At 45.1% G+C, this 25,765-nt stretch carries 22 protein-coding genes; 12 read left to right on the forward strand and 10 right to left on the reverse strand.

The annotated features are described in order from the left end of the window. Positions 1-93 precede the first annotated feature (93 nt). On the forward strand, positions 94-789 hold the full coding sequence (locus tag BMZ54_RS26250) for an integrase core domain-containing protein (protein ID WP_089919114.1): 696 nt from the start codon (positions 94-96) through the stop codon (positions 787-789). Positions 790-900: 111 nt separating this feature from the next. Here BMZ54_RS26250 and BMZ54_RS26255 read toward each other — a convergent pair whose 3' ends face one another. Next, entirely contained in the window at positions 901-1,116 is a 216-nt protein-coding gene (locus BMZ54_RS26255; protein ID WP_089919116.1) for a hypervirulence associated TUDOR domain-containing protein, read from the reverse strand. 31 nt (positions 1,117-1,147) lie between these two features. After that, a complete protein-coding gene (locus BMZ54_RS26260; protein WP_089919503.1) occupies positions 1,148-2,053 on the reverse strand; it encodes an AraC family transcriptional regulator in 906 nt (301 codons plus the stop codon). Between the two features lie 167 nt (positions 2,054-2,220). Between BMZ54_RS26260 and BMZ54_RS26265 the strand changes: the two genes are divergently transcribed. From BMZ54_RS26265 to BMZ54_RS26285, 5 genes are read left to right on the forward strand one after another with little or no spacing between them, the layout of a single operon-like run. After that, on the forward strand, positions 2,221-5,259 hold the full coding sequence (locus BMZ54_RS26265; RefSeq protein WP_089919118.1) for a SusC/RagA family TonB-linked outer membrane protein: 3,039 nt from the start codon (positions 2,221-2,223) through the stop codon (positions 5,257-5,259). 18 nt (positions 5,260-5,277) lie between these two features. Then, a complete protein-coding gene (locus BMZ54_RS26270; protein WP_089919119.1) occupies positions 5,278-6,801 on the forward strand; it encodes a RagB/SusD family nutrient uptake outer membrane protein in 1,524 nt (507 codons plus the stop codon). Positions 6,802-6,853: 52 nt separating this feature from the next. Then, a complete protein-coding gene (locus BMZ54_RS26275) occupies positions 6,854-9,073 on the forward strand; it encodes an alpha-galactosidase (protein WP_089919121.1) in 2,220 nt (739 codons plus the stop codon). Between the two features lie 16 nt (positions 9,074-9,089). Next, positions 9,090-10,151 (forward strand): aldose epimerase family protein, encoded by a 1,062-nt coding sequence (locus BMZ54_RS26280; protein WP_238386697.1) that lies wholly within the window; start codon positions 9,090-9,092, stop codon positions 10,149-10,151. Between the two features lie 10 nt (positions 10,152-10,161). Further along, positions 10,162-10,950 (forward strand): protein phosphatase 2C domain-containing protein, encoded by a 789-nt coding sequence (locus tag BMZ54_RS26285; RefSeq protein ID WP_143081140.1) that lies wholly within the window; start codon positions 10,162-10,164, stop codon positions 10,948-10,950. On the opposite strand, the gene BMZ54_RS26290 is transcribed toward BMZ54_RS26285, so the two are convergent. Continuing rightward, complete coding sequence (locus BMZ54_RS26290) at positions 10,940-11,461, reverse strand: exonuclease (RefSeq protein WP_089919505.1); 522 nt, start codon at positions 11,459-11,461, stop codon at positions 10,940-10,942. The genes BMZ54_RS26285 and BMZ54_RS26290 overlap by 11 nt on opposite strands. Positions 11,462-11,515: 54 nt before the next feature. Between BMZ54_RS26290 and BMZ54_RS26295 the strand changes: the two genes are divergently transcribed. Both BMZ54_RS26295 and BMZ54_RS26300 read left to right on the forward strand, forming a co-directional pair. After that, entirely contained in the window at positions 11,516-11,911 is a 396-nt protein-coding gene (locus BMZ54_RS26295; protein ID WP_089919126.1) for a VOC family protein, read from the forward strand. A gap of 53 nt (positions 11,912-11,964) precedes the next feature. Then, entirely contained in the window at positions 11,965-12,978 is a 1,014-nt protein-coding gene (locus BMZ54_RS26300) for an arabinan endo-1,5-alpha-L-arabinosidase (RefSeq protein WP_238386698.1), read from the forward strand. A 25-nt stretch (positions 12,979-13,003) separates the two neighbouring features. Here BMZ54_RS26300 and hxsC read toward each other — a convergent pair whose 3' ends face one another. Genes hxsC through BMZ54_RS26320 form a run of 4 tightly spaced genes read right to left on the reverse strand, consistent with a single transcriptional unit; the run spans position 13,004 to position 16,740 of the window. Continuing rightward, entirely contained in the window at positions 13,004-14,137 is a 1,134-nt protein-coding gene (gene hxsC, locus BMZ54_RS26305; RefSeq protein WP_089919128.1) for a His-Xaa-Ser system radical SAM maturase HxsC, read from the reverse strand. After that, positions 14,137-15,642, reverse strand: coding sequence for a His-Xaa-Ser system radical SAM maturase HxsB (hxsB, locus tag BMZ54_RS26310; protein WP_089919130.1), 1,506 nt, complete (start codon positions 15,640-15,642; stop codon positions 14,137-14,139). The genes hxsC and hxsB overlap by 1 nt, the downstream gene beginning before the upstream one ends. Beyond that, entirely contained in the window at positions 15,636-16,013 is a 378-nt protein-coding gene (gene hxsD / locus BMZ54_RS26315) for a His-Xaa-Ser system protein HxsD (protein ID WP_089919132.1), read from the reverse strand. The genes hxsB and hxsD overlap by 7 nt, the downstream gene beginning before the upstream one ends. After that, on the reverse strand, positions 15,994-16,740 hold the full coding sequence (locus BMZ54_RS26320; protein WP_089919134.1) for a peptidoglycan-binding domain-containing protein: 747 nt from the start codon (positions 16,738-16,740) through the stop codon (positions 15,994-15,996). Before BMZ54_RS26320 ends, hxsD begins: the two co-directional genes overlap by 20 nt. Positions 16,741-17,068: 328 nt before the next feature. Between BMZ54_RS26320 and BMZ54_RS26325 the strand changes: the two genes are divergently transcribed. Then, entirely contained in the window at positions 17,069-17,710 is a 642-nt protein-coding gene (locus BMZ54_RS26325) for an HD domain-containing protein (protein WP_089919136.1), read from the forward strand. Here BMZ54_RS26325 and BMZ54_RS26330 read toward each other — a convergent pair. Next, on the reverse strand, positions 17,703-18,971 hold the full coding sequence (locus BMZ54_RS26330) for a PQQ-dependent sugar dehydrogenase (RefSeq protein WP_089919138.1): 1,269 nt from the start codon (positions 18,969-18,971) through the stop codon (positions 17,703-17,705). The genes BMZ54_RS26325 and BMZ54_RS26330 overlap by 8 nt on opposite strands. A gap of 207 nt (positions 18,972-19,178) precedes the next feature. Between BMZ54_RS26330 and BMZ54_RS26335 the strand changes: the two genes are divergently transcribed. Then, complete coding sequence (locus tag BMZ54_RS26335; protein ID WP_089919140.1) at positions 19,179-20,288, forward strand: terpene synthase family protein; 1,110 nt, start codon at positions 19,179-19,181, stop codon at positions 20,286-20,288. Here BMZ54_RS26335 and BMZ54_RS26340 read toward each other — a convergent pair whose 3' ends face one another. Further along, the gene (locus BMZ54_RS26340) at positions 20,289-22,013 is read right to left on the reverse strand and encodes a hybrid sensor histidine kinase/response regulator (RefSeq protein WP_089919143.1); all 1,725 of its coding nucleotides are present in this window, start codon (positions 22,011-22,013) and stop codon (positions 20,289-20,291) included. It lies immediately after the preceding gene. An 849-nt stretch (positions 22,014-22,862) separates the two neighbouring features. On the opposite strand from BMZ54_RS26340, the gene BMZ54_RS26345 reads away from it, so the two are divergent. Next, the gene (locus BMZ54_RS26345) at positions 22,863-23,516 is read left to right on the forward strand and encodes an NAD(P)-dependent oxidoreductase (protein ID WP_089919145.1); all 654 of its coding nucleotides are present in this window, start codon (positions 22,863-22,865) and stop codon (positions 23,514-23,516) included. Between the two features lie 126 nt (positions 23,517-23,642). Then, a complete protein-coding gene (locus BMZ54_RS26350; protein WP_089919147.1) occupies positions 23,643-24,515 on the forward strand; it encodes a sugar phosphate isomerase/epimerase family protein in 873 nt (290 codons plus the stop codon). Here the strand turns inward: BMZ54_RS26350 and BMZ54_RS26355 are convergent. Beyond that, positions 24,488-25,765: an HlyD family secretion protein gene (locus tag BMZ54_RS26355; RefSeq protein WP_089919149.1), complete on the reverse strand. Its 1,278-nt coding sequence runs from the start codon at positions 25,763-25,765 to the stop codon at positions 24,488-24,490. The two genes, BMZ54_RS26350 and BMZ54_RS26355, sit on opposite strands and share 28 nt — an antisense overlap.

A 25,765-nucleotide genomic window follows, 5' to 3' on the forward strand; every position in this document is an offset into this window, starting at 1 on the left:
GCAGAATTGGGGGGTATAGGAGTTTGATTGTAAGGTTCCCAAAAATTGGTCCAGTAGGGTTAGAGAAAAATCTCTAACTTAAATGGCACAATTATGAAAAAAGTACGATTCACAGAAACCCAGATTATCTCCATCCTTAAACAGCAGGAAGCAGGCATGTCCATCAAGGATCTGTCGCGAGAGCATGGAGTCAGCGAAGCCAGTATTTACAATTGGAAGGCAAAATATGGTGGAATGGAGGCCAATGAGGTCAAACGGATGAAGGAGCTAGAGGAGGAAAACAACCGGCTCAAGCGAATTGTGGCCAATCTCACTCTGGAGAATGACGCTATAAAGAAGAGCATGGATTTTATGTCGGACAGCCTGGTGGATGGTAGACGGTTCCGGCTGTTGAATATTATTGACGACTATACCAGGGAATCCCTTTGGATCGAAGTAGATACATCCCTACCCAGCTTGCGGGTTATCAGGGTGTTGGAACGGCTCCTGGAAATGCGCGGTAAGCCTCAGCGGATCAGAGTTGACAATGGACCAGAGTTTATAAGCGACAAGCTTCAGCAATGGTGCGAGGACAAGCACATTCAGCTATTGTACATCCAACCCGGCAAGCCGGTACAAAACGCTTTTATTGAACGAAATAATGGCTCTTTGAGAAGGGAACTTTTAGATGCTTACCATTTCTTCACCTTACAAGAGGTCAGGCTGATGGCAGAAGAATGGCAGCAGGACTACAACTGTTCGAGGCCCCACCAGGCACTCGGCTTTGTCCCACCGCTGGAATACATCTGAACTATGACCTTTTGAACCCTTATGAAATTTGTAAATTCTAATCCCAATTGGAGCAAATATAAGGGGAGCTTACATGATGAATGGAGAGAAGAAATTGGGCCTATTATAGCCTTATTTATGCACTTTGGTAAGCGCAGATCCTTTATGAGCCGCAATATGGTCAGATTTACTGCTTTTGATCTCATATTGCGGATCGTCTTTGGTGGCGTGATGTGTATAGCCTTTATAATCGAAGTCTTTTGTGTGCACTTTGATTATTGTACCTGAAACCCTTCCTGCTTCAGAGTTCCAGCTTACAACATCACCCACTTTGAATTTTTTTGCCATAAGATTTCCGTTTTTAATACATTTTCTATTTTCACATCCCCTCCGGCCTATTCCTCCTCCTGTACTCCTTCGGCGATACCCCCATCAATTTCGAAAACATCCTCGAAAAATAATACGGATCATCCATACCCAAACTCTCCGCTACTTCTTTAATAGTAATATCCGGCAGCAATAAATACTGGCAGGCCTTCTGTACTTTTAAATGATTAAAATACTCCACCGGTGCATAGCCCGTCCTTTCCCGGAAAATAGTAGAGAAATAAGACACCGATAAATTCGCAAACTCTGCAAACTCATTCAGCGTAATACGGGTATGGATCTTTTGCTGCATCAGGTCCAGCGTAGCGGCTATCACATCTTTTTCATCCGTATGTTTAATGAAGTTGAATTTGTCTTCGTATAATAAAGAAGAAAGAAAATGATAAAAGATCATATTCACGTACCGCAAATTATCTGCTGTATAACCGCGTTCCAGGTTGCTGTAAATATCTTCAAACAGCTTAATACGGCTATCACTATACGGTAAATAAGGCTTGTAGTTTTTGGCGTGCTGCAGGATGAGGTCTACAATATATGCTGCCAGGTCGCCTTTGAAGTGTATCCAGTAAATAGTCCATGGATCGTCTTCATTGGCGGAGTAGGTATGCGGAGTATTGGCAGGAATGGTAATGAACTGGGAAGGGGAAATATCTACCCGTTTACGGTTAATTTCCAGCCATCCGCTACCCTCCACACAATATATGATAATGTGCTGTCCAATGCCGGCAGAGCGCTTCATATAGTGCCCTTTGGCCTTTGGATAGTAGCCAATATCAGTAATGTAGACTTGCCGGGTGATCGGATCTTTAGTCAGAAAATCTGTTCTGATCTTCTTTGGCAAAACAATGAGGCGTTGGCCTTCAAAGCCTTCCCGTTTTCTCGCCACTTTTTCTTTCATGCGCAAATATAATAAGTTACCAATTTCCGGAAAACCGTATAAAAATCCATCATTACCGCAAAAATCACTATTCTTAGTGTTATTCCCAATCACGAATTTTGGCTCAAATCCACTATGGGACAATCTATGCCGGGCAGCAACCGCTCGTCGTGCTTAAAATTCTGGTTATGAAAAATATTACATCCTTTTACCTTTTACTGCTATTCGTGTGCCTCGGAATGCAGGTTCGGGTACAGGCACAAACCAATCAGCTTCATGGGAGGGTGCTGGACGCCACCTCTAAAAAACCGCTTCCATTTGTAACAATTACCAACACGGCCAACAAAAAAGCATCCCAGAAATCAGATGCCGACGGTAATTTCAGTATGGCCGTTACCGGTAGATCAACGCTGTTATTCAGCTATGTAGGCTACAAAAGCCATACCGTGAATGTTTCTCCGGCAGATACCGGCATCACGGTTACTATGGAAACAGACATCTCAGGCCTCAGTGAAGTAGTAGTGATCGGTTACGGCCAGCAACAGAAAAAGGACCTTACCAGCGCTGTTGCCAGCATTTCCGGTAAAGAGCTGAGCGAGATGCCCGTCACTAACATCAACAGCGCACTGCAATCCAGGGTGCCGGGGGTGCAGGTAACCAACGGCGGCTTTGAGCCGGGTGGTGGTACTAATATAAAGATCCGGGGTATCAACTCTTTAACGGAAGGCTCAGGCCCTACCTATGTGGTGGATGGTGTGATCATGACCGGCGATATCCGCGAGATCAACCCATACGATATTGAATCCATAGATGTGCTGAAAGATGCTTCTGCCGCTGCTATTTACGGCGCCAGGGCCGCTGCCGGCGTGGTGATCATTACTACCAAAAAAGCAAAGGCAGGCCGCGCTTCAGTAGACTATAACGGCTACTATGGCATCCAGAAAATATCACGCGCCTACGATTTTATTGATGCAAAGGATTATGCCAACCTTCGAAGAGTAGCCCTGAGCGACGAAGATCCGGTAGCATGGCCGCTGAACGATCCTAAAACAGATTCCGTGGTGTTCAGCCCCCGGGAGCTGCAAAGCCTTGCGGCCGGTAAATCCTATAACTGGGTAGATGCTATTACGCAGGTGGCGCCTATACAAAGCCACACGCTCAGCATTTCCAACGGCATTGGCCGTAACAAAGTGTACCTGAGCGGCAACTACCTGAACCAGGGTGGTATTATCATCGGCTCTAACATGAAACGTTATTCCGTAAAAGGCAACATGGAATCATCTGTAACAGATAAGCTTACCATGGGACTAAACACCAACATCTCTCATATAGAAACGGATGGGGTAAGTAAAAATGTCTATTACAATGCAGTGACCATGAGCCCCCTGCGGCCCATCTATGACTCAACCGGTAAACCCCTGGTAGAAGTGGATCCCAGCAGTGGCCGTATTAGTGCAGATAACCCGGTGGCATTGGCCAAAGATGCTATTAATCACAGCGTGGACGATCGTTTCATCGGAAACCTGTTCCTGGAATATAAAGTGATCGCTGGCCTGAACTTCCGGTCCAACCTGGGATTGGATGTATACAAGAACCAGCGTTTTGAATACTACCCACGTAATACATATGATGGTTATGCGCCACTGGGTGTTGCCAAAGTGCAGAACTTCGGTTACCGCGACTGGGTATGGGAAAACACCCTGACCTACGATTACAATCCATCAGAAAATCACTCCCTGAACATACTGGGCGGTTATACCACGCAAAAAAGAAGGCAGGAATATAACTTTGAGCAGGCCTCCGGTTTCCCCACAGATGAGCTGACGTATAAGAATATGAGCTTGGCCGCCAGGCGGGATAATATTTCCAGCGATTACTGGAACCGGGTGATCAACTCTTTCCTGGGCCGCGTGATCTATAAATTTAAAGACCGTTACATTTTTAACGTAACCGCGCGTTACGATGGTTCATCTAACTTCGGGGCCGAGAACCGTCATGGTTTCTTCCCCTCTGTAAGCGGCGCCTGGCGATTGATAGACGAGCCTTTCATTGGTTTTAAAATGAAGTCGTTCGTGAATGATGCCAAGATCCGTGTAAGCTATGGCGTAGTAGGTAACCAGGATATTGGCTATGACCGCATTTATACCCGCATGGATGCTGCAGCTTATCCCTTTAACGGCAGCACACAATCCACCGGCTACCAGTTAGGCGGCAACGCCGGTAACAGCGCGCTGAAATGGGAAAGCCAGCGCCAGTTCAACGCCGGTTTTGATCTGGCCCTGCATAGCTCGCGTGTGCAGCTCACCTTTGACTTCTATAACAAAGATATCCGCAACCTGCTGCTGGATCAGGCTTTAGCGCCTTCACAGGGTTTTAGTAATAAGATGATCAACGTAGCAGCCATGAATACCCGTGGGGTAGACATTGGCCTGAAGCTGTACCCGGTAAAAACGCCCAACTTCGACTGGCAGGTGAACCTGAACTGGTCTAAGTATAAATCCAAGATCACTGCTTTACTGCCTGGCCGGGATTCTTTGAGCCCCACCCTTAAAGTAGGTGAAGCGCCCAACAGCCTGATAGTAGATTATGTATATGATGGTTTATACCAGCAGGGTGATGATTTTAAGCTGAACCCTTCCGGCCGTCCGGGTGATATTAAGGTAAAGGATATTAATAACGATGGGGTTATAAACCCTTATGACCGCACTATTGTAGGCCGCACCACGCCTAAAGGCTGGGGCGGTGTATGGAACTACTTCCGCTACAAACGTGTGTCCATGACCGTGTTTGCTACTTACATGTATGGGCATGATGTGTATGATAAAGCCTATACAGACTACCTGTACCTGGGGGGCGGCCGTAACGTAATAGTGAAAGAAGGGCTGAAATACTGGACGCCCACCAATACCAACACGGATGTGCCGCGGCCGAATGCATTCGGCAGCTCATTACGCATGCTGCCGCAGGGCTCTTCCAGCTATGCAACGGAGAAGGGCGATTTCATCCGCATCCGGGATATTACTATGTCTTACGATTTTTCACCGGACCTGCTAAGCAGGATCAAGGTACGTTCACTGCGTGCATACGTACAGGTAATGGAGCCGTTCCTGTTCACCAGCTACCGTGGTATTGACCCGGAGATTAATGGTAATATGGATCCCAGTGTAAGGGCTGATATCTATCCAAGATACCGCACCTTTTTGCTTGGCGTAAACCTGGGTTTATAATCTAAAAACTGAAATCACATGTTATTTGCACGTAAATATTCCAATGTAAGCAAGATCTCGCTGATCTTCATAATGACCGGGATGCTGCTGGCCGGTTGTTCCAAACAGCTGGATATAAAACCGGAAGTGTTTATTTCACCGGAAGAGCTGTATAAAGATGAAGCAGGCGTGAAATCCGGCATAGTAGGCATTTACAGGCAACTGCTGGAGCTGAAGCGTTCTGATTATGTAATTGTGGGAATGGTAGGCACCGATGAAGGCAAAACCACTTTGTTCGTACCCACATGGGGCACGTACTGGCAGAACTTCTGCGCCGTAAATACCTATTCAACGCTCATGACCGCACAGAATGATGTGGTGCAGGGCTTTTGGATAGATTGTTACAGGGGCATTACCAATGCCAATATTGCCATCCGCAGTATTCCCGGGGTAGCCATCAGTGATGCCACCAAGAACCAGGCTTTGGGTGAAGCCAGGTTTATGCGCGCGCTGTTCTACTTTTACCTGGTGCAGGCATATGGCGCAGTGCCTATGCCTACAGAGGAAGTGAGCACTGTTGCTGACCAGAAAGGTGGCCTGCCCCGCAGCAGTGAGGACGAGGTATATAAGCTGATCGTATCTGATCTGCAATTTGCTATGGCCAACCTGGCAGCCAAAGGCGGTGAAGGAAATACTGGCCGCGCCACTAAAGAAGCAGCTGCGGGTTTACTGGGCAAAGTGTACCTGACGCGTAAAGACTGGAACAATGCCAAAACCACGCTTGAACCGCTGTTAACGGCATCCAATACCACGCTCATGGCCAATTATGCCGACCTGTTTGTGGAAGCGAACGAAAATAATATTGAATCGCTGTTTGAAGTGCAGTTCTCTAACGAAAACAATAACACAAGCAACCTGGCTAACAACCTGGGCTGCTGGCAGATCAACTCACCGGAGCTGCCTGGCGCCGGCGGCCATGTGATCATACCTACGGATTATTTCTTTAATAGTTTTGAAGACGGCGATAAACGTAAGGACGCTACTTTCCGCACCCTGTTCTTTGATAAGGATGGCAACCCGGTAGATTATTCCTGGTGGTCAGATGTAGGTAAGCCGCACATCAAGAAATTTGATATTACGAAAGGTGTATCGGTAAGCGGTGGCCAATCATCCCGCAACCTGTACTACCTGCGCCTGGCTGATGTAATACTTATGTATGCAGAAGCGCAGAATGAGCTGGGTAATACTGCAGTAGCCATGCAGAACCTGAACAGGATCCGCAACCGTGCCGGTTTACAGAACTATGAAATTGCCCACGGCGCCACGCTTACACAAGACCAGCTGCGTAAGGAGCTGATGATGGAACGTATGCGGGAACTGGGTTTTGAAGGATGGAGATGGTTTGATCTGAAACGTACCGGTACCTTGCTTACAGAGGTAAAAGCACATAATATAGATGCTGCTCCCAACGTCACAGAGAAACATTTATTGTACCCTATACCTACCCGCGAGTTTGAAAATAACCAGTCGTTGAAGCTGTCAGATCAGAACCCGGGCTATTAAACTTGAAGTGTGAAAGGTATCCTTTCACACTTTGTTTTACTAAGATGAGTGTATGTGTAAAAGACAATTATTATCAATCATTGGTTTATTGTTTGCTCGGCAGCTATCAGCGCAACAGGTGCAGGATAGTAAAGATAGCCTGGTGCTTTCCAATGCGCAGGCAAAGGTAGTGGTGAACCATGCTTCCGGGAAAGTAAGCTATTATTTTCAGAACGGTGTGCAGCTGCAGAACACTACTGCTTATGTGGAGGATGTGTATGCCGGTTACCTGGGTACTGCTGATTTCAGCAGCCATACGGCCACGACTGATGTGGTACAAGGCACGCTGGGAAAAGGCATCAGCCTGCGTCTGGTACATGCGGATGATAAGCAGCCTTTGAGCCTGATCCAGCATATCATCCTCTATGAGAATCAGCCATTTTTATTGATCAGTGTAGAAGCAATTTCCGGTAAAGCAGCGAAGGCTTTGCCGGAAACACGTAATATATCGCCGCTCAGCGTTTCAGCCGCACAAAAAGGGCGTGTAACTATTCCCGGTACTGAGCCGCGCATCCTGGACGTCCCCTTTGATAACGACAACTGGGTAAAAGTGCTGGCCCAATCCTGGCCCGCCGATGCAGCTAAACCGGTGCGGGGTATCAGCTACGAGTTTGCCTCTTTGTATGATAACAATACCTTCGCCGGCCTGGTAACCGGCAGTATTACACATGATTTCTGGAAGACAGGGATCACGTATAAAACCGATGCTGAAAAAGGTGTGCTGGATACTTTTAACATTTATGGCGGCGCTGCCACGGAAGATAATAAGGCCTTACCAGCAGCCTATGGCGGTTTGGATGGTACGCATGACCATACCCTGCATGGAACTATGCAAGGCGAAACGGTGTATTCACCTGTTATATATTTAGCTGCAACGGAGGATACCCGTAAAGATTTTGTAGGATATGGCAAGGTGAATGTGCTGCAGGCCGGCCGCCTTGATTGGCAGGGTTATGCACCGTTTTACTGGAACAGCTTTGGGGTAGAAGGAGTGTTGGGATATGAGAAAGTAATGATGCCGCCCGGTGTAGCCAAAATTTCAGACTTCATTTACACACTGAATAATTTCAACAAGTACGCGAAGCCGGTATTAAGCATTGATTCCTACGATCAAAGCATTTATACGACCGACCTGCTGGCCTCTTTAGGTAAATATGGTAAAAAGAAGAACCAGCAGCTGGGTTTCTATTTTATCCCCTTTGCCGTATGGACCTGGAAAAATTCCATGGATCAAACCAAGCTGAATGGCACGGAAGTACTGCTGCGCGATGTAGTGCTGAAAGATAAGAACCATCAGCCCATAGCCTACAAAGATGGCGACTGGGGCGCATTTGCCATTGACCCCACGCACCCGGCTGTACGGGAATACATCATCGGGCAATTGAAAAAAGCTAAAGCCATAAATGCATCTTTTATTAAGATAGATTTTTTAACCGCAGGTTCATTAGAATCCACCACCCGGTATGACAAGCATGTGCGAACCGGCATGCAGGCATACGACCAGGGCATGAGAATGCTGAAGGGGTTGGTGGATTCTATTATGGGCCCGGACATTTTTATTACCATGGCGATATCGCCTATGTTCCCTCACCAGTATGCACATACACGGTTTGTATCCACGGATGTGTATTCCCATTTGCGGGACGACCAGCCGGGATTTCCGGGCTGGGGCAGCACGGAATCGTCACTGGCCAGCGGATCGCACCTGTGGTGGATGCAGGGCACCTTATGGCCTTACACCAACCTGGATGTAGCCATCATGAAGCACTTCCAGAAAAATCCCGACCTCACGGAGCAGGAAATTAAAGTACGGCTGTACGCCATGATGGTAATGGGCAGCATTTTAGGCGATGGCTCCGACTTCCGCGACAAGATAGCTGCAGAAAGAGCGCAGCGGTACTTGAATAATCCGGAAATATGCGCTTTCTTTAGTCAGCCAAAGGTGTTCACCCCACAGCGTATGGCAGACGGTGAAACCCTGGACCAGCAGCTGAGCTTTTATTTAAAAAGCGATACTGCTATGCTGGCCGCTTTTAACTTTGCTACCCAAAAGGATTTTAAAGAAACATTCAATATAAAAGATATAGGCCTGGATAACACCCATGCCTATACTATAACGGATTTGTTAACCGGCCGGTCATTAGGCCAGGTAACCCGCGGACAGGCATCCATTTCACTGACAGTACCGGTGAAGGACGCCCTGTTGGTGAAGCTGGTGCCTGTACATGACTGACCATAAAACAGGAAGCTTGAATACCCGGCAATCAACAACAGTAGGCTTAACCAGCAAGCAGTGTGGCACGCTGCATGGCGCTCCTTTGCATTTAATTACGTTACAGAATGAAAGCATAACCATACATATCACCAACCTGGGCTGCACGTTAATGTCCATTTATACGCCTGACCGGAATGGTGTAATGAAGAACATTGTGGCTGGCTTTGAACAGCCTGCGGATTATGCAAATAATCCCTGGTATTTTGGCTGCGTGGTAGGCCGTTATGCCAACCGTATTGCCGGTGGCCGTTTTTTGCTGGACGGGCAACCTATTCAGCTTACTGTAAATAACGATACCAACCACCTGCACGGAGGCTTTAATGGGTTTCACACTAAGGTGTGGACGCTGGATTCCCTGATCCGCGAAGGGGAGCAAGCCGGCGTAGTACTGGAATATACCAGCAAAGACGGGGAAGAAGGTTACCCGGGCAACCTGCAGGCCAAAGTACAATATGTGTTGAACCAGCAGAACCAGCTGGTGATCACGTATACTGCGGTTACGGATAAACGAACGCCTGTAAATTTTACCAACCATAGTTATTTTAACCTGAGCGGTTTTGAACAGCCACTGATCACAGATCATGTGCTGCAGGTGAATGCTGCTCATTACACAGAGAAGAATGCGCAAAATGTACCTACCGGCCGTATATTGCCGCTGGCCGGCACTGGAGCGGATTTTTCCGTACCTACGCGCATCGGCAAGCGTATTAATGATTTTCTGCAGGATAAGGGTTTTGATCATAACTATGTATTGAACCAGGGTCCCGGACCTGTGGCGATATTAGAGGATCCGCATACAGGCAGGTATTTGAAGGTATTCACGGACCAACCGGGTATGCAGGTGTATACGGCCAATTATTGGGATGGAAGTATTGTTGGGCAGCAGGGTAAGGTGTATGTACAGCATGGTGCGGTGGCACTGGAAACGCAGGCATTTCCGGATAGCCCGAATCATGCGGAGTTCCCGGATACGGTGCTGGAGCCGGGGGAGGTGTATGAAACAACAACAGTTTATGAGTTTGGGGTGAAGGGGTAAAGTGCGATGAGTGGCGGTTTATTGGAAAATAAAAGAAATTTGTACTTTTACATTCCGCATGAATGTCTACTCAGTGCTCCAAATAGGAGAATACCATTTAAACAATTGTGAAGATTACCTTTTTTATGAGCCAATTGGCACGGACAAATTATTGTGTGCCGTTATGGACGGCTGTACGATGGGGAAGGATAGTTATTTCATAGCTACCCTTATCGGGAAATTGCTACGGAAAATAGTAAAGGCAAAAAACTATGAAGAATTTTACCAGTTGCCATTTCTTGAGTTGTCGTTGGAAGAACAGTTGAAAGTAATACTAAAGGAACTCTTTGAGTCACTTAAAAATATTAAAAATGAGCTGCTGTTAGAGAAGAATGAAATGTTGTCAACACTCACAATCTTAATAGCAAACCTTAAGGACGAACAGGGAGTGATACTTGTAATTGGAGATGGGGTAATATGTATTAATGGAGCAATAACAGAATTTGATCAGGATAATAAACCCGATTACGTTGGATACCACTTATCAGAAAATTTTGAGGAATGGTATGATAAGCAGCAACAAAAAATTAAGTTCAGCGGAATAAAAGATATCAGCGTGGCTACAGACGGAATAATGTCCTTTAAAAGTATAGAACAAAAGGCAAATTTAGGTGATATAGATCCAGTACAATATATGCTTAATGATACCAGCAAAATAGAGCATGAGGAAATGTTGAATATGAAGTTGAAGTTTCTGGAACATAATATCGGGGTTAAACCTACAGACGACCTGGCTATAATCAGAATAATTAAAACTTAATCTTCAATCCAAACTCCTTCTTCATCCTTAACAAGGCTTCAGCATTTCCTCTTGCATCATCCACGGGATTGTGTGAATGTCTGGTAACCCGCATGTGTTTAAAGTTCTTGAAAGTATCTTTTTCCATGCCTTTATACAAACTGCCGAGGTTCTGAGAGCTGAATCCAAAAGGATTTTTCCCCAGGAAATGATGAAAGTACCAGCAGATAAACATCCAGTCAAAACCATTGTTGTCGCTGATAAAAATGGGCCGGTCGGTTTTACAGACGGTATTGATCCATTGTTGAAAATCACTCATTACCTGCAGAGGATCATTAAATCCCAGGGTTTGCTCGCGCGTAAACCCGGATACGGCCAGCGCCTCCGGTATAAATTTGTCGGATATAGGCGCCAGCTCGCCATAAAAGGACTGTTCTAAACCTTCCTCCACCTTTACGGCGCCAAAACAGATCATAGAATAATCACCTGGAATAGGACCATCGCTCTCAATATCAACCATTATATATGCCATTGCTATATTTTTAAACAGTGCAAAATTGCGAAAAAGACGGTTAACTTTATCATCATGCAACAACATATCGCCCATTTAACCCTGGTAGTAAAAGATTATGATGAAGCCATAGCCTTTTATACCCGTCAATTGAGCTTCACTTTAGTAGAAGATACTGTTCTAAGCGATACCAAACGCTGGGTGCGGGTAGCGCCACCCGGATCAAACGGCTGCTGTTTACTGCTGGCCAAGGCGGCCGATGAAGCTCAGGAAAGCCGTATCGGCAACCAAACCGGCGGACGGGTATTCCTGTTCCTGTACACGGATGACCTGGAACGGGATTACCGGCAGATGAAGGAAAAAGGTGTCACTTTTGTACGGGAGCCGGTAACTGAAGCCTATGGAAAGGTGGCCGTTTTCCAGGACTTGTACGGTAATTTGTGGGACCTGCTGGAGCCTACGAATAAGTAAACAGTGTGGACGCATACTTGAGAAATGCTTTGCATGTAGGAACATAACTGGAAATGCCTTTTGGCCGAACCTCATTCGAATGCCTGGAAATGCAATGGTTTAAATACATCATCATAATAATAGCCCTGTCAGGAAATTGTTCCCTCCTGGCACAATCCCCCATTCCCGCTCATGACCCGGTTATGATCCGGCAGGGGAGCCGGTACTACTTATTCTGTACTGGCAATGGTATCACGGTATGGTCATCAGCAGACCGGCAGCAATGGCAAAAAGAGCCGCCTGGTTTTAACACACCTCCTGCATGGGCCGTGGCCGCAGTACCGAAATTCCGCGGGCATATCTGGGCGCCGGATATCAGCTATCATAACGGATTATATTATTTGTATTACGTCGTATCTGCATTCGGTAAAAATACTTCCTGCATAGGCCTGGCTACTAATAAAACATTAGACCCAACTGCCCCGGATTTTAAATGGACAGATCACGGAAAGGTGATCCAATCCGTTCCCGGCCGCGATCTATGGAATGCCATTGATCCCAACCTGGCATATGATGAAAACAATGTTCCCTGGCTGGCCTTCGGCTCTTTTTGGAATGGTATTAAGCTGGTGAAGCTAACAGACAGCCTAACGGCAGTGGCTATTCCGGAACAATGGTATACCCTTGCGGCCCGCACCCGCAGCGCAAATATTCCGGATACCATAGCAGGCGATGCGGCTATAGAAGCGCCTTTTATCTACAAAAAAGATAAATATTATTACCTCTTTGTTTCCTTTGATTATTGTTGTCGCGGCCAGGCCAGTACGTATAAGATGATGGTAGGGCGTAGTGAAAAAATAACCGGCCCTTATATTGATAAAGACAATGTACCTATGACGCAAGGCGGCGGTAGCTTAGTATTACAAGGCAATGCGCAATGGTATGGAGTGGGGCACAATGCGGTGTGTAACTGGGATGGGAAGGATTATATCATCTATCATGGTTATGATGCGAGTGACAAAGGCCGGTCAAAACTGCAGGTAAAAGAATTGGGTTGGGATGCAGGAGGATGGCCGGTAGTGAAGTGATGGACGGAATTGATTAGACAATCTATTATTCCTGCATAATAGCTTTTATATAAGCACTATGTTTAGCAGCATTTGACTGGAATAAGCCTCCACATTCATTCAATACAGCGCATTTATTGCACTCATCCAAATATATATTTTTCCAATCAGAAATCGACTTCCTTGCAAATTGCCATATGTTTTTAGGCGTGGTACAAAGTTGAGAATTATAAATGGATACATTCATTCCGTAATCCGACAAATAATTTATGGCCTCGGAAAGTATATCTGAATAATCAACAGGATCAATCCAAAGTTTATCAATATTATGGGGGGTATAACCCTGGTATTCAAGTCCCATAAAGGTAATATGTTCAGCAAACGGAAGGTTTTTATAAATAAATTTTGCCAATTGGGCGAGTCGCGGAATGGTCTGTTTGTGTAGTACAATTCTCAATTCAACCCTGATATTATTTTTGGCTAAGTTATATAATCCCTGAATCGTCTGGTCAAAAGCGCCTTTGGCCTGAACAACATAATCATGTAACTGGTAATAGTCGGAATAAATAGGTATACCCAGCATTAACCTATTGTATGAAAGCTCACCCAGTCTATTCGTAATATGCGGCCATGCAAAAGTTCTTCCATTAGTGAGGCAGTGAATTTCAGTTTCCGGTAAATTGGAGGCCAGTAGTTCCAATAATTGAAAAAAACGTTCACCGAGCAATGTTGGTTCACCTCCGGTAATACCTAATTCAAAGCAATTTTTCGGGATGAGAGGTATAAGCTGTTTGTAAGTATCGAAAAAGTAAGAGGTGTCATCTCTGTTTTTGGGAGGCTGTGAGCACATCAAACAATTGCTATTGCACCTTTCTGTAAATAAAAGAAAATTATGATTTGAATTTACACGATATAAGGTATTAATCATGCCACTCGTATTTACCAGCACAATATCCCCTTCAGAAAGGTGTTCAAAACCAGGAATTGCATAAACGGATGGTTTGTCTATTGCCTTATCAATGTCAAGTGTGGTAAGTACTAAAGAAAATCTGGTTATAGCATCAGTTGGGATCTCACCTTCTATAAGGAGTATTTCTGCATTTGCGGTATGGTCTTTGGTTACCCTGCCAACAACAGGATAGAAAATATTGTGAGGTTTTCCTTTGGTTTTTAATTGCATTAGTTTTTGCCAGTTATCCAGGTTCTGAATATTTTTTCTATTTTTTTATCACTATCCATTAGCTCAATAAGATGCCTCATAATCTCCATGTTTCTTTGGCAGAAAGAGCTAGTTGGCCTATGACCATAAATATCGCCCTGAGTAGTATAATTGAATACAGGATCCGCTCCACAATAGGATTGAAAGGCGCAGTCAGAGCAGCCAGGTAAGGATTCATTTAAGAAAGCCTCTGATAATTCGAGTGATTTTTTGCCATAGAAAACTTCCTCATAAGTATTTATACCTAATGTTCCAAGTTTAAACGTGAAATCTTTCATTTCAGCAAGCATTCTTGATTCATCGGTAGCATATATTTCACCGTCATAGTTAAAAACAATTACACTATTTATTAAACCAGCAGGAGATTGCAAATCAACATAACCAACTGGGAAGGGCGTTAGCATCTTTTTAAGTATAATGCTTGCATAATCTTCACGTATAAAATGCCCGTCAAGGTTATATTGAATAATTTTTTTAAGCGCCTTTTTATAGAATTCTAAAAATTCCTGAGTTACATATTTATTTTTTCCTTCGTTGCGGGTTGCAAAACCATAAGGACTAATAGGCCTTAGGAACATGTTTTTAAAACCCAACCTAACATATTCATCTACTATTTCTTCGGGGTATTGAAGTGATAAATTTGTGGTTGTTAGTAGGGCAGAAACATTTTCAGCTCCCAGTTCTTCCCGGCACTTTATAATGCCATTAACTGCATATTGATAGCTATTGCTATGTGGTTTGTGCCTGTTTTTATTATGGATAAAATCTGGTCCATCCAGGGAAGTCGATATTAAAATGTTATTCTCCTTGAAATAAATGAGCATTTCCTCAGTTAACGGGGCAAGGTTGGTACAAATTACATAGGAAACCGTTTTCTTTCTCATTATAGCCGCTTCTTTGGCTTTTTCTACTGCATATATGATGTTGTCAAAGGCTAATAATGCCTCTCCTCCCTGAAATTCCATTGTTACATGAGGGTTAGGGGACTGCATCATCATTTCTATGCCTGCATCAATATGCTCCTTGCTCATATCATACCGGCTTTTGTCTGAAGTAACCCTGGATACCTGGCAATAATGACAGGTATGCTCACAGCGAAGACTGATTACGAATATGTGCAGTGAAGTAAAATAATCGAGAAACGATTTTTTAGTGCGGTAACGTGTGGCTAATACGTCAATTAAAGAGGGAATGGGCTGTTCCGAAATAAAAAAGTTTGCTATAAGATCCCCATACAATTCGGGATAGGCTATTGGATTTATTTTTCTTTCGATAATTAGCTCAGCTGTCCCTGTTGGCACAATTAAAAAATCTCCTATCTCGTTTACCAAAATCTCTCTTTGTTCATTGATATTGTGAAATCTAAACGGCAGGAGATAGTATGAGAAATCAGATTTTGAGCCAAAATATTCGAATTCTTTAAATTTTCTTGTGGCGTTTTCATTAGGAAGGCTGTCTGTTAGCATTCTAATACATTTTCCGGGTTAAATCCAACCGGGTCTGAAATATTTGTTTGTGGTGTTTCCTGTATCTCGTAATAAGCAAATGCTTTTGCTACAATGAGCTCTCTTATCGTTTGTGTTTCCTGGCTTATAATGTCTCGCAGTTTAAAATCAATAAGGTCCTTTTTTATTTTTTCGATGAGGTGGTTCCATGAGAGTGAATCGCTCTCTTTAGTTGCCTGAAGTGTTATCTTATAAAAAGGGCCGGTTTCAATGTCGATGTCGACAGAATAGTTATTGCTATACCAATAAAAGCATTTGTACAGCACTTTTTCATTATACTGCCTCCCATCAATTAATAAACATAATTGATGATCATTTATGTGAAAGTTCATGTTGTTTTCTTTTGATAGCGTTCAGTGTTTTAGCATCAACCCGGCCATTTGCATCTAAATTGTTTGCCATCTGGAATTTGATTACAATAGCTTCTGTTTGGTTGCCAAAGTAACCGGTTAACACCACATCAAACTTAATAAGCATCAGCAGCTTTTGCAGTTCTTCAACGTCTTTTCCTTCACAACCTTTGAATAATTCACGCTCTCCAAGTTTGTAGGTAGAGGAGTTTAGATTGGTTGTTGATTGGTTATTATATTGTGATGAACTGCTTGCATTATAGGATGAGCTTCCCGATTTTGAGGGAGCAGACAAGGGCAAGGCTGATGGACTTGATGGTGTATAACTAGAGCTACTTGATGATGCTTTGCTTGACCCACCTGGAGATGCGTAACTGGATTGATAAGAGCTGGTAGCGCTGGAGCTGTAAGAAGATGAGTAATGTGAACTATGAGAAGAGTGTGAACTGTGAGAACTATGTGAACTATGCGAACGATGCATGAGAACCAAACTTTTTTCAGGATTGGCCATATTAAGCTTTAATACAAGTTTAGGCTTAAGGACATTTTTATGATACTCTTCATAATTTAAATTCTTATTATCATCCATATTAACGCTTTCATTGATAGGGGCGGCTTTAGCTGGTGATAGAGTAGTTAATGCGGCAGATAAGACTGCTAGGCTTTTTTTTGCTAAATTTAAGAAGCCTAATTTTTTTCCTTCTTTCATTTCCGTGGTTTAAGGTTGATTGGATATGATTGGTAGAATTCGGTTATACTAAGGCTTCAATTAGGGAATGATTAAAATTTGGGGCTCATTATGAGTATATGAGGATACCTATTGGTTATATTTGAATAGGATGAAATTAGAAATAAATTATGAAAGAGGATATAACATATTCATGTTATATTTAATTGAGGTAAATGTTGTCAAATGCTTTCAACTTCCCTAATATCCCCTACAACCACCAAGATCAGGCTAAAAAACGGCAGGCAATTTGCCAACATTACCGTTAAAGATAAAATACTAAATTTAACGCCTGATAAACTAATCCATTATGCAGCTTATTCCCGGTTTAAAAGAACAATGGCTCAACTTAACAGCGCAATACACTACAGATGAACCCTTGCTGTTACAGGAATTTGATCACCTCACTACACATTATTCAACCATAAACCGTTTCTACCATAATCTGCAGCATATTCATAACCTGCTGTTATTACAGCAGCAATATGCGGAAGACATAAAAGATCATGATACCATCGGCTTTGCCATCTTTTACCACGACCTGGTGTATGATGTAATGAAAACCGATAATGAAGAAGAAAGCGCGCTGGCAGCCGGCCGTTTCCTGCAACAGACCAATGTGCCGGTAACACAGGCGGAGAAGATCATGAACTATATACGTGCCACCAAATCGCACGACGGTAATAGCCCTGATAACGACCTCTTATTATTCCTGGATTTTGACATGGCCATCCTGGGCAGCGCTCCGGAGGAATATCAGCAGTATGCGCAGCAGATCCGCATGGAGTATAATTCGTACAATGATACCGCCTATAATATGGGCCGCACCAAGGTATTGCAGCACTTTCTGCAAATGCCCCACATTTATAGTACAGAAACCTTTAGAAACAAATATGAGCAGCAAGCCCGCGAAAATATTAACGCGGAACTGGCTGCACTAAAAACTACTTAGCAGCGGTTATCTGCCATATCTTATCATTCACATCATCCGTCACCAGCATAGAGCCATCCGGTAATACCGTAACACCTACGGGCCGGCCATGTACTTCGCCTTCTTTATCTGTTTCAAACCCCGTCAGGAAATCCTGTGGTTTGCCGGTGGGTTTGCCATTTTTAAAAGGAACAAATACCACTTTATAGCCGGCCAGTTCAGAACGGTTCCAGGATCCATGCTGGGCCACAAAGGCGCCGCCTTGATATTTTGCGGGAAATGCTTTTTTAGTGTAAAAGGCCAGTCCCAGGGAGGCAGTATGTGAGCCTAATGGTACATCCGGTACAATGGCTTTTTTAACGAGGTCAGGGCGGGGGGCTTCAATACGCGGATCAGGATGCTGTCCGAAGTAGGAGTAAGGCCAGCCGTAAAAACCGCCGTCCTTTACACTGGTCAGGTAATCCGGTACCAGGTTGTCGCCCAGCTCATCGCGCTCATTCACTGCTGCCCATAATGTTTTGGTGCCAGGCGCCCAGGCCATTCCTACCGGGTTACGCAGGCCGGAAGCATATACACGCTCGTTCTTGCCATCCGGGTCTACTTCCAGTATGCAGGCCCTGCGCGGGTTCACCTCTTTACCATTATCCCCCAGGTTGTCAACAGAGCCTACGGCAATATAGATCTTAGAGCTGTCTGCATTAGTGATAATATTACGTGTCCAGTGCTGGTTACGTTTTTCAGCGGGCAGGTCCAGCAGTTTTTCGCCTTCGGATTCCATTTTCATTTGTCCCGGTTGATAGGGGAAACGTAGCAATGCATCTGTATTGGCTACATACAGGTAGCCATTCATAATAAGCATTCCAAAAGGCTGGTTTAGCCCTTCCAGGAACACTTCTTTAATATCCGGGTGCCCATCGCCTGTAGTATCCCGTAAAATGGAGATACGGTTGGCGCTCTTTTTCAAATTCTCAGCCTTGGCAGCGCCCAGTATTACGGCGCCGGCCTGCATAAAAGCGTTCTTAATGGTATTGGCCTCTGCTACCAGCACATCGCCATTTGGCGTTACATAGGCCCAGCGTGGGTTGTCCATGCCGTCTGCATACAGGCTTACGGTAAATCCTTTGGGTGCAACCGGTTGCTGTCCATGTTCCCAACCGACCACCTTGCTGAAGTTTTTTACCGATTTGGTGGCATATGGCGCCGGCAAACCGTCCTGCTGCTTTTGCGCCATAACGGCGCATGGTAACAAGCCCCAAAGTATAACGGAAGGTATCATTTTCATAACAGTACTATTTACATGATAAGCAGCGCAAAAGGCATGCCCGCCACAGTTTGGGCAATCACAAAAAGAAGGATACCCGTCATTAAATTGCGTAACTTATTCATGATTTAACTCCAGGATGCATCCCAGTTTATTCAGAGCATAGCCATTTATTTAGAGCGTAGCCATTAGAGATAACCATTTACAATAACCATAAATCAATCAGTCATGTTTACACACAATCGTCAACAGACCAGCGCTGCTGTATTGGCGCGCGTACAACAATCGTACAGCAATTTAACGGGAGCTGCTCCCAGGTTCTCGCTGCTGGAGCTGTTCAACTTTGAGGGGTTTAACTTAAACGATTATTGCCAGACATTCAGCCCGCATCCGCAGATCAAGCCCTTGCTGCAGGAGGCGCGGGCATTTGGGGAGCAGTACGGCATCTGGCTGGATAATGCCGCACATTACATTAGCTGCGCCACTTTCCTGTATCCCAATGCAGGCCTGGAGCGCATGCGGGCCATTGTACAAAATCTGGCCATTGATTATTACCTGAACGACACTATGGGGCGAGATATTTTTGTCCACCTGAGCCCCGCCGAACAGGAAGCTGCCACGCAAATGAAAAAAAGAATGTACAGTCTGCGGGAAGACCTGTATATGGATGAACCCAATGCTACATTGATTGAACAGGCCAATGTGGAAGTGTTAACCTATATCCGCGATACCTCGTCCATGTCCTGGTTTAAAGAGTTCTTGCGCCTGTATTCCTGGCACATTTATGTAGCGCATAAGGATTGTAACATGAATGCTGCAGGCAAGCTGGCCAGCGTGGATGAGTACATTGACAGCCGCTGCCATTTGTCCGGCATGCATCACGTAGTAAAGTTTATTGAATACAGTGAAGGGCTGTTCCTGGACTGGGACTGGCTTGCGGAAAGGGGCATTCATAAACAACTGGAACGGCTGCACGATATTACTGCAGCTATTGGCGGGTTAATGAACGACCTGTTCTCTTTTGAAAAAGAAGTGATCCGTAACGGGGCAGATTCCAACCTGGTAATGGTGATCTTATGTAACCAGCCTGCGCTTACCCTGGAAGAGGGCATCCGGCAGGCAGCCGGTATTGTGCGTAACCAGCTGATAGAATTCCTGGCATTAATGGATTATGTTAAAACAGCCGTACAGCAGGAGCCTCTAATGTTATCGCACCTGCAGGGTTTGGAGCGCTGCGTACAGGCGTCCTGGATATGGCAGGTATATACCCGGCGTTATAAATCAGCAGATTCTATTTTTGTGGAAACCCGCCTCCCTGGCGTGGCTGCGCCGCAATAGCTACACAGGGTGAGAGCCGGCGCTTATCTCGTTAAAATGGGGTAAGTGCTGGCTGATCACCTTGAATAAAGAAGGCTGATCGATGGGTTTGATAACAATATCGCAGGCGCCGGCCTGCATCAGCAGCTCCTGGAATTCAAAGCTGCCTGTACATACGATCACGGGAATATTTTGCAGCCGCGGATCTTTTTTCAGGTGATACAGGGTGGTTTCTCCATCCATTTCCGGCATCTTATGATCCAGCAATATCACATCCGGCAGGTGGTGTCCCTGCTCCAGCTTTTGCAGCACTTCCACACCATTATTTACGCTGGTAATAGTACAGCCGCACATGCTCAGGTATTTGGAAAAAAGGATGTTGTTCATTTCGTTGTCATCCGCTACCATAATATGTACATGGCTCAGGTCAATATCTTCCTCCTGGGTTTCATGCACATCAGCTACCTCACCGGGTTGTAGGGGAAGCTGTATGGTAAAGGTGGTATTTCCCTGGGGCTGGCTTTCTGCATGGATCTCGCCCTTCAGCGCATGCACCATGTTCCTGGCAATAAACAGTCCCAGGCCGGTGCTTTCCGTATACCGGTTAGGACTATTGGTTACAAACAGCTCAAAAATGGCGCTGAGCTTATCGGCCTCAATGCCCGGCCCTTTGTTCACCACCTGTATACTCCAGGTTTGTGCGTTGTTTTTGTGAAGCTTTAAAAATATGGTGCTGTTCCGGTCCGCATATTTCACGGCATTGCTTAACAGGTTGGCAATAGCCTGGCTCAGCTTAAAGCTGTCGCATATAATTACGGGCGGCATTTTAGGATCTATCTGCAGCTGGATCTGCATATTCCGGGTTTTGGCGGTAACCTTATGTACGGCCATCAGCCTTTCAAAGAAGGCATCTATTTCAAAAGATTCTTCCTGCACATCCTCCATTTTACCCGCTTCTATCTTTGACATGTCCAGCACATTGTTGATAATATTGCGGGTGTTGCCTACTACGGTGAACAGGAGGTCAATGTAGGGATTGATCTTTTTCAGGTGAGGATCCAGCCTTATTTCGCGTTTGATCAGCTGGGCTATATAATACACCGCATTCAGCTGGGTCCTTAATTCATGTGTAATCTGGTAAATGAAGATCTTTTTGAAATGATTGGTCTTGTGCAGCCGGTCCTTGCTAAGCACATAGGGCCTGCCTACTACCAAAATCACCAGTAATACGCCTGCTATGGACAATGCTTTGAAAATAACAGTAAGCTGAAGATCCAGCGGAACCTGGTTAACGAAATGGAAATAATAGTTCCCTTCAATGATCATCAGGATCACCACGGCAGAGATCAGACAGATCACACGGGTACTGGTCTTTTTGAAAAGCAGAAAGGTGATCAGGAATAAAAAGATCACCATGGCCTGCAGCTCAATTACATTGCCTAAAAGCAATCCAAAATAAATGGCGGCCATGCATTGAACAAAAAAGGTAACCAGCGCTGCTGCATGATAGTGCCGGTAATTATTCAGCACAACGGCCGTAGCAGCCAGTACACATTCAATGCTTGCCGGGATAAGGATAGATAGTTTCCCGGATAATATAAAATAAACGCTGCCCACCAGGAAACTCAGGCAGCAGAGTGAAAAGCTGAGGGTGTTCACCATCATGATCCGTTGCGCAAGCTCCTCATCAGCCACTCCTTTGGTGCCGGTTTTGCGAATGGAACGCCATATTTGATGCGCTTTCATAACAGTTTGTTTGTAGGTAATTTTCAGGGAAACACTTTATATTAAACTTGCTGAAACGGCATAGATTGTCCCTTACTACCTTTCCGGTACCTTTTAATGTTGTAATATTAAATAGCAGTTGCAGCCCCTAATATCTGATAGGCTAATGATCGACGTACGATATTAAATACCGGGGTGCTGTTAAAATTGTATTATCCCAACTCAATTTACAGAATTTATAATTATAAAAGCCACTGGCTGCATGCTCCCTTAAAACAATTCCCCGGCCTTGAAAGACCGGGGAGGCTTGATAATGTCATTAAAATATGATAACAAAACGAGTATTGTAGCCTTAACCTCGAAATGTTATGTACCTATATACGAGATAAAATAAGTTTAGGACTTAACCGGCCCGGAATTTTTTAATGAAATTTTATCTTCCCACACAGTTGTTGAGTGATGTAAAGTATTTGTAAACAATTGTTTATGACTCATCATTAATACCCCTTACGAACAGGTTATTTTATGTTAATTTTTTTTGTGGAGCAAACCGTGGTATATAAAGGTCAACCATTCCTTCTTCCTGAACATTACCTGCTTACATAAAGGTTACCTGCTTCCGGCAACCAGGTGCAGAATGTAAAAAGCCCACTTACGTGTTATATACCTGGCAGGCCGCAATTGCCCCGTGAGCGGTCATTTCCGATAGGATTTTCACTTTGGAACTTTCCCGGCCAATGGCTTGTTATCTGTTATAGCTTTTCCGGATTGCCCGGAAGCTCCGGCAAATAATTTGGTATTTATACAAATATGCCTACCTTTGAACTGTATAATTTAAAATTACAGTTTAAGCACTAAACATTATTTACAATGAAAGTAGCTCTCATAGGCGCAACCGGTTTCGTAGGATCTCACCTGTTACCTGAATTACTGGAACGTGGTCACCAGGTAACCGCTATTGTAAGAAATCCTGATAAATTAACGTTAGAGCATCCCAACCTGGTAGTAAAAAAAGGCGATGTAACGAATGAAGCAGAAGTAGCCGCGCTGGTAAGCGGCCTGGATGCCGTGATCAGCTCATTTAATGCCGGCTGGACCAATCCCAACCTGTATAATGATTTCCTGAGCGGTTCCAAAGCCATTCAAAGCGGAGTGAAAAAATCGGGCGTAAAACGTTTTATTACCATAGGCGGCGCCGGTAGCCTGGAAATAGCGCCTGGCAAACAGCTGGTAGATACCCCTGAATTTCCGAAAGAATACCTGCCCGGCGCTACTGCAGCCCGGGACTATCTCAATATCATTAAAGAGGAAAAAGAGCTGGAATGGACGTTCATTAGCCCGGCTATTGAAATGAGCCCTGCCGGCGCCCACGGCCGCACAGGTGCTTACCGTACTGCCCTGAATAACCCGGTATTTGATGCAGAACACCGCAGCCGTTTGTCTGTAGAAGACCTGGCCGTGGTAATTGCAGATGAGCTGGAAAACCCGCAACATATCCGTCAGCGTTTTACCGCTGCGTATTAATATAACGAATGATTGGTGGAACATTGGAACACAGGGGCCGTACTGCTTGCAGGACGGCCTTTTTTCAGCTACCATCTTTGCCCCGGAACTATTATATTAGCGCTATAACCAGATAAATTGCCACTTATGATCTTAAGGAAACCAGCGCTTTTCAGTTGTTTACTGCTTACCGTACTAACCAGTTACCAGCCCGCTAATGCTCAAAAAGGCCAACGCCTGCTGAAGAATCACCCCGGCGTGGTGTCTTACACCTACCGTAAAGATTTTGCAAAGGATATGCCCGGCACCCTGGACATGGTGAAGAAGAACGGGTTTACAGATATTGAATTCTCTAACCTTTTCGGCCAAACGGCACAGGATATACGTAAATGGATCGATGAAAGAGGCATTAAATGCTCCTCCTTCGGCGTGAGTTATGAAGACCTGACCACCAAAACCGACCAGGTAGCAAAAAATGCGAAAACATTAGGCGCCAAATTCGTACGCGTGGCCGGTTTTCCGCACAGCAAAACCGGTTTAACGCTGGATGAGGCCAAACAAGGCATTTCCGAATTTAACCGCGTTGGTAAAATATTAAAGGACCAGTATGGCCTTACCCTCATATACCACAATCACGGTTTTGAATTTCAGCCGTATGAGAAAGGTACCCTGTTCGATTATATTGTACAGCAAACCAATCCCCGCTATGTGAGCCTGGAAATGGATATCCTGTGGGTATTCTTCCCCGGCCAGGACCCGGTAGCCCTGCTGAAAAAATATGGCAACCGCTTTAAGGCCATGCATGTAAAAGACCTGAAGAAAGGAGTGGAAGGTAACCTGTCCGGCGGTACCAACCCGGAAAATGATGTGGCGCTTGGCACAGGGCAGATCAACATTCCGGCTGTATTGAAAGCTGCCAAACGCTCAGCCATTGAGCATTATTACATTGAAGACGAAAGCAGCAATGTGGAAACACAGGTGCCGCAAAGCGTTCAATACCTGCTGGGCCTTAAAGAGTAGAACAGCCTTTCCAGTATGCTCATATCATTGGTAAGCACTTCTGCAATACCCGGTAATTGCGGCTGTGAGGGAATTTGCCGCTGGGCCGTTGTTAACAGGCCATTTGCCAGCTGTATATCCATAGCATAGGCAGTGTCTAACGCTACCGCAGATACGTTGCTGATATTTCCCCGGATCATGCCAAACTCCCGGAAGGGGTATGCCGATAATTTGATCAATACTTTCTGACCTTTTTTTACCTTGCCGGCGCCAAACACCGGCAAGGTAGCTTTAGCCACATAGTGCTGCACCGGCGGCACTATCATCAACACTGCTTCTCCGCTGCTTACAAACTGGTGCGCTTTCCAGAACTTAAAAAAGCTGACCTTACCGGCTACCGGGCTTTTTACTAAATATTGCTGCTCCCATACTTCCAGCTGTCCCTGTAATTGCTTCACCTGTTCCCGTACTTTTTGCTGCAGGTCATTTTCCTGCTGAAGGGATTGTTGCTGCAGATCCGTAATGGTTTTTAAGTATTCAGTTTGCTGCAGCTTGTTTTGCAGCAGGTTGGCGCGGGTAGCATCTGCAGTCATTTGTTTGTCCAGCAGCTGGCGTTTGCTGTTATCTAATTCCAGCGGTGCTATTACTTTTTCCCTGGCCAGCTGTGAATCTATTTTAAAGCGCTTTTGTTCCAGCATCAGCTGTTGCTGCAGCATTACGTCCTTGCGTTGTAATTCTTCATTTAGCTGGTGCTGAGTAGTTAGCTGTGATTGCAGCTGTGCTACCTTTTGCGTGGTAAAATGTTTGTCGGTGAAAAAAAGGTACTGGTTCACGGCCTGGTACAGCGCAGCATAACCGCCTTGCAAAGCGCCCAGCTGCAAAGGTTGCGCAAAGTTAAACCGGCGCAGGGTAGGGGCCAGGTTAAAGGAAGTGTCCAGCTGGTTCAGTAAGGTTTGCAGCAGGCGGATGTCATTATAGCGGGCTGCATTTTCCAGGATGTAAATGGGCGCATTCTCCCGCACAGCGGCATTGTTCTGTACAAACAGCTCACTGATCTTACCGCTGGTTTGCGCTACTATTTTTACAGGTGGGTTGGCAGAGGTGATATTCACCTGGGTAGTGATCACATCCGGGTAATGAATGAAATACGCCCCGGCAAATAACAGCATAACAACGGCAAACAGCAGGGTAATGCCCCGGCGCACGATCCAGTGCGGCATTTTGCTCATAATATCCTGTACTTCTTCGTGATGGTGTTGATACTGCGGCAT

Origin of the sequence: Chitinophaga rupis (assembly GCF_900109685.1) — a bacterium.
In the GTDB taxonomy this organism is placed as follows: domain Bacteria; phylum Bacteroidota; class Bacteroidia; order Chitinophagales; family Chitinophagaceae; genus Chitinophaga; species Chitinophaga rupis.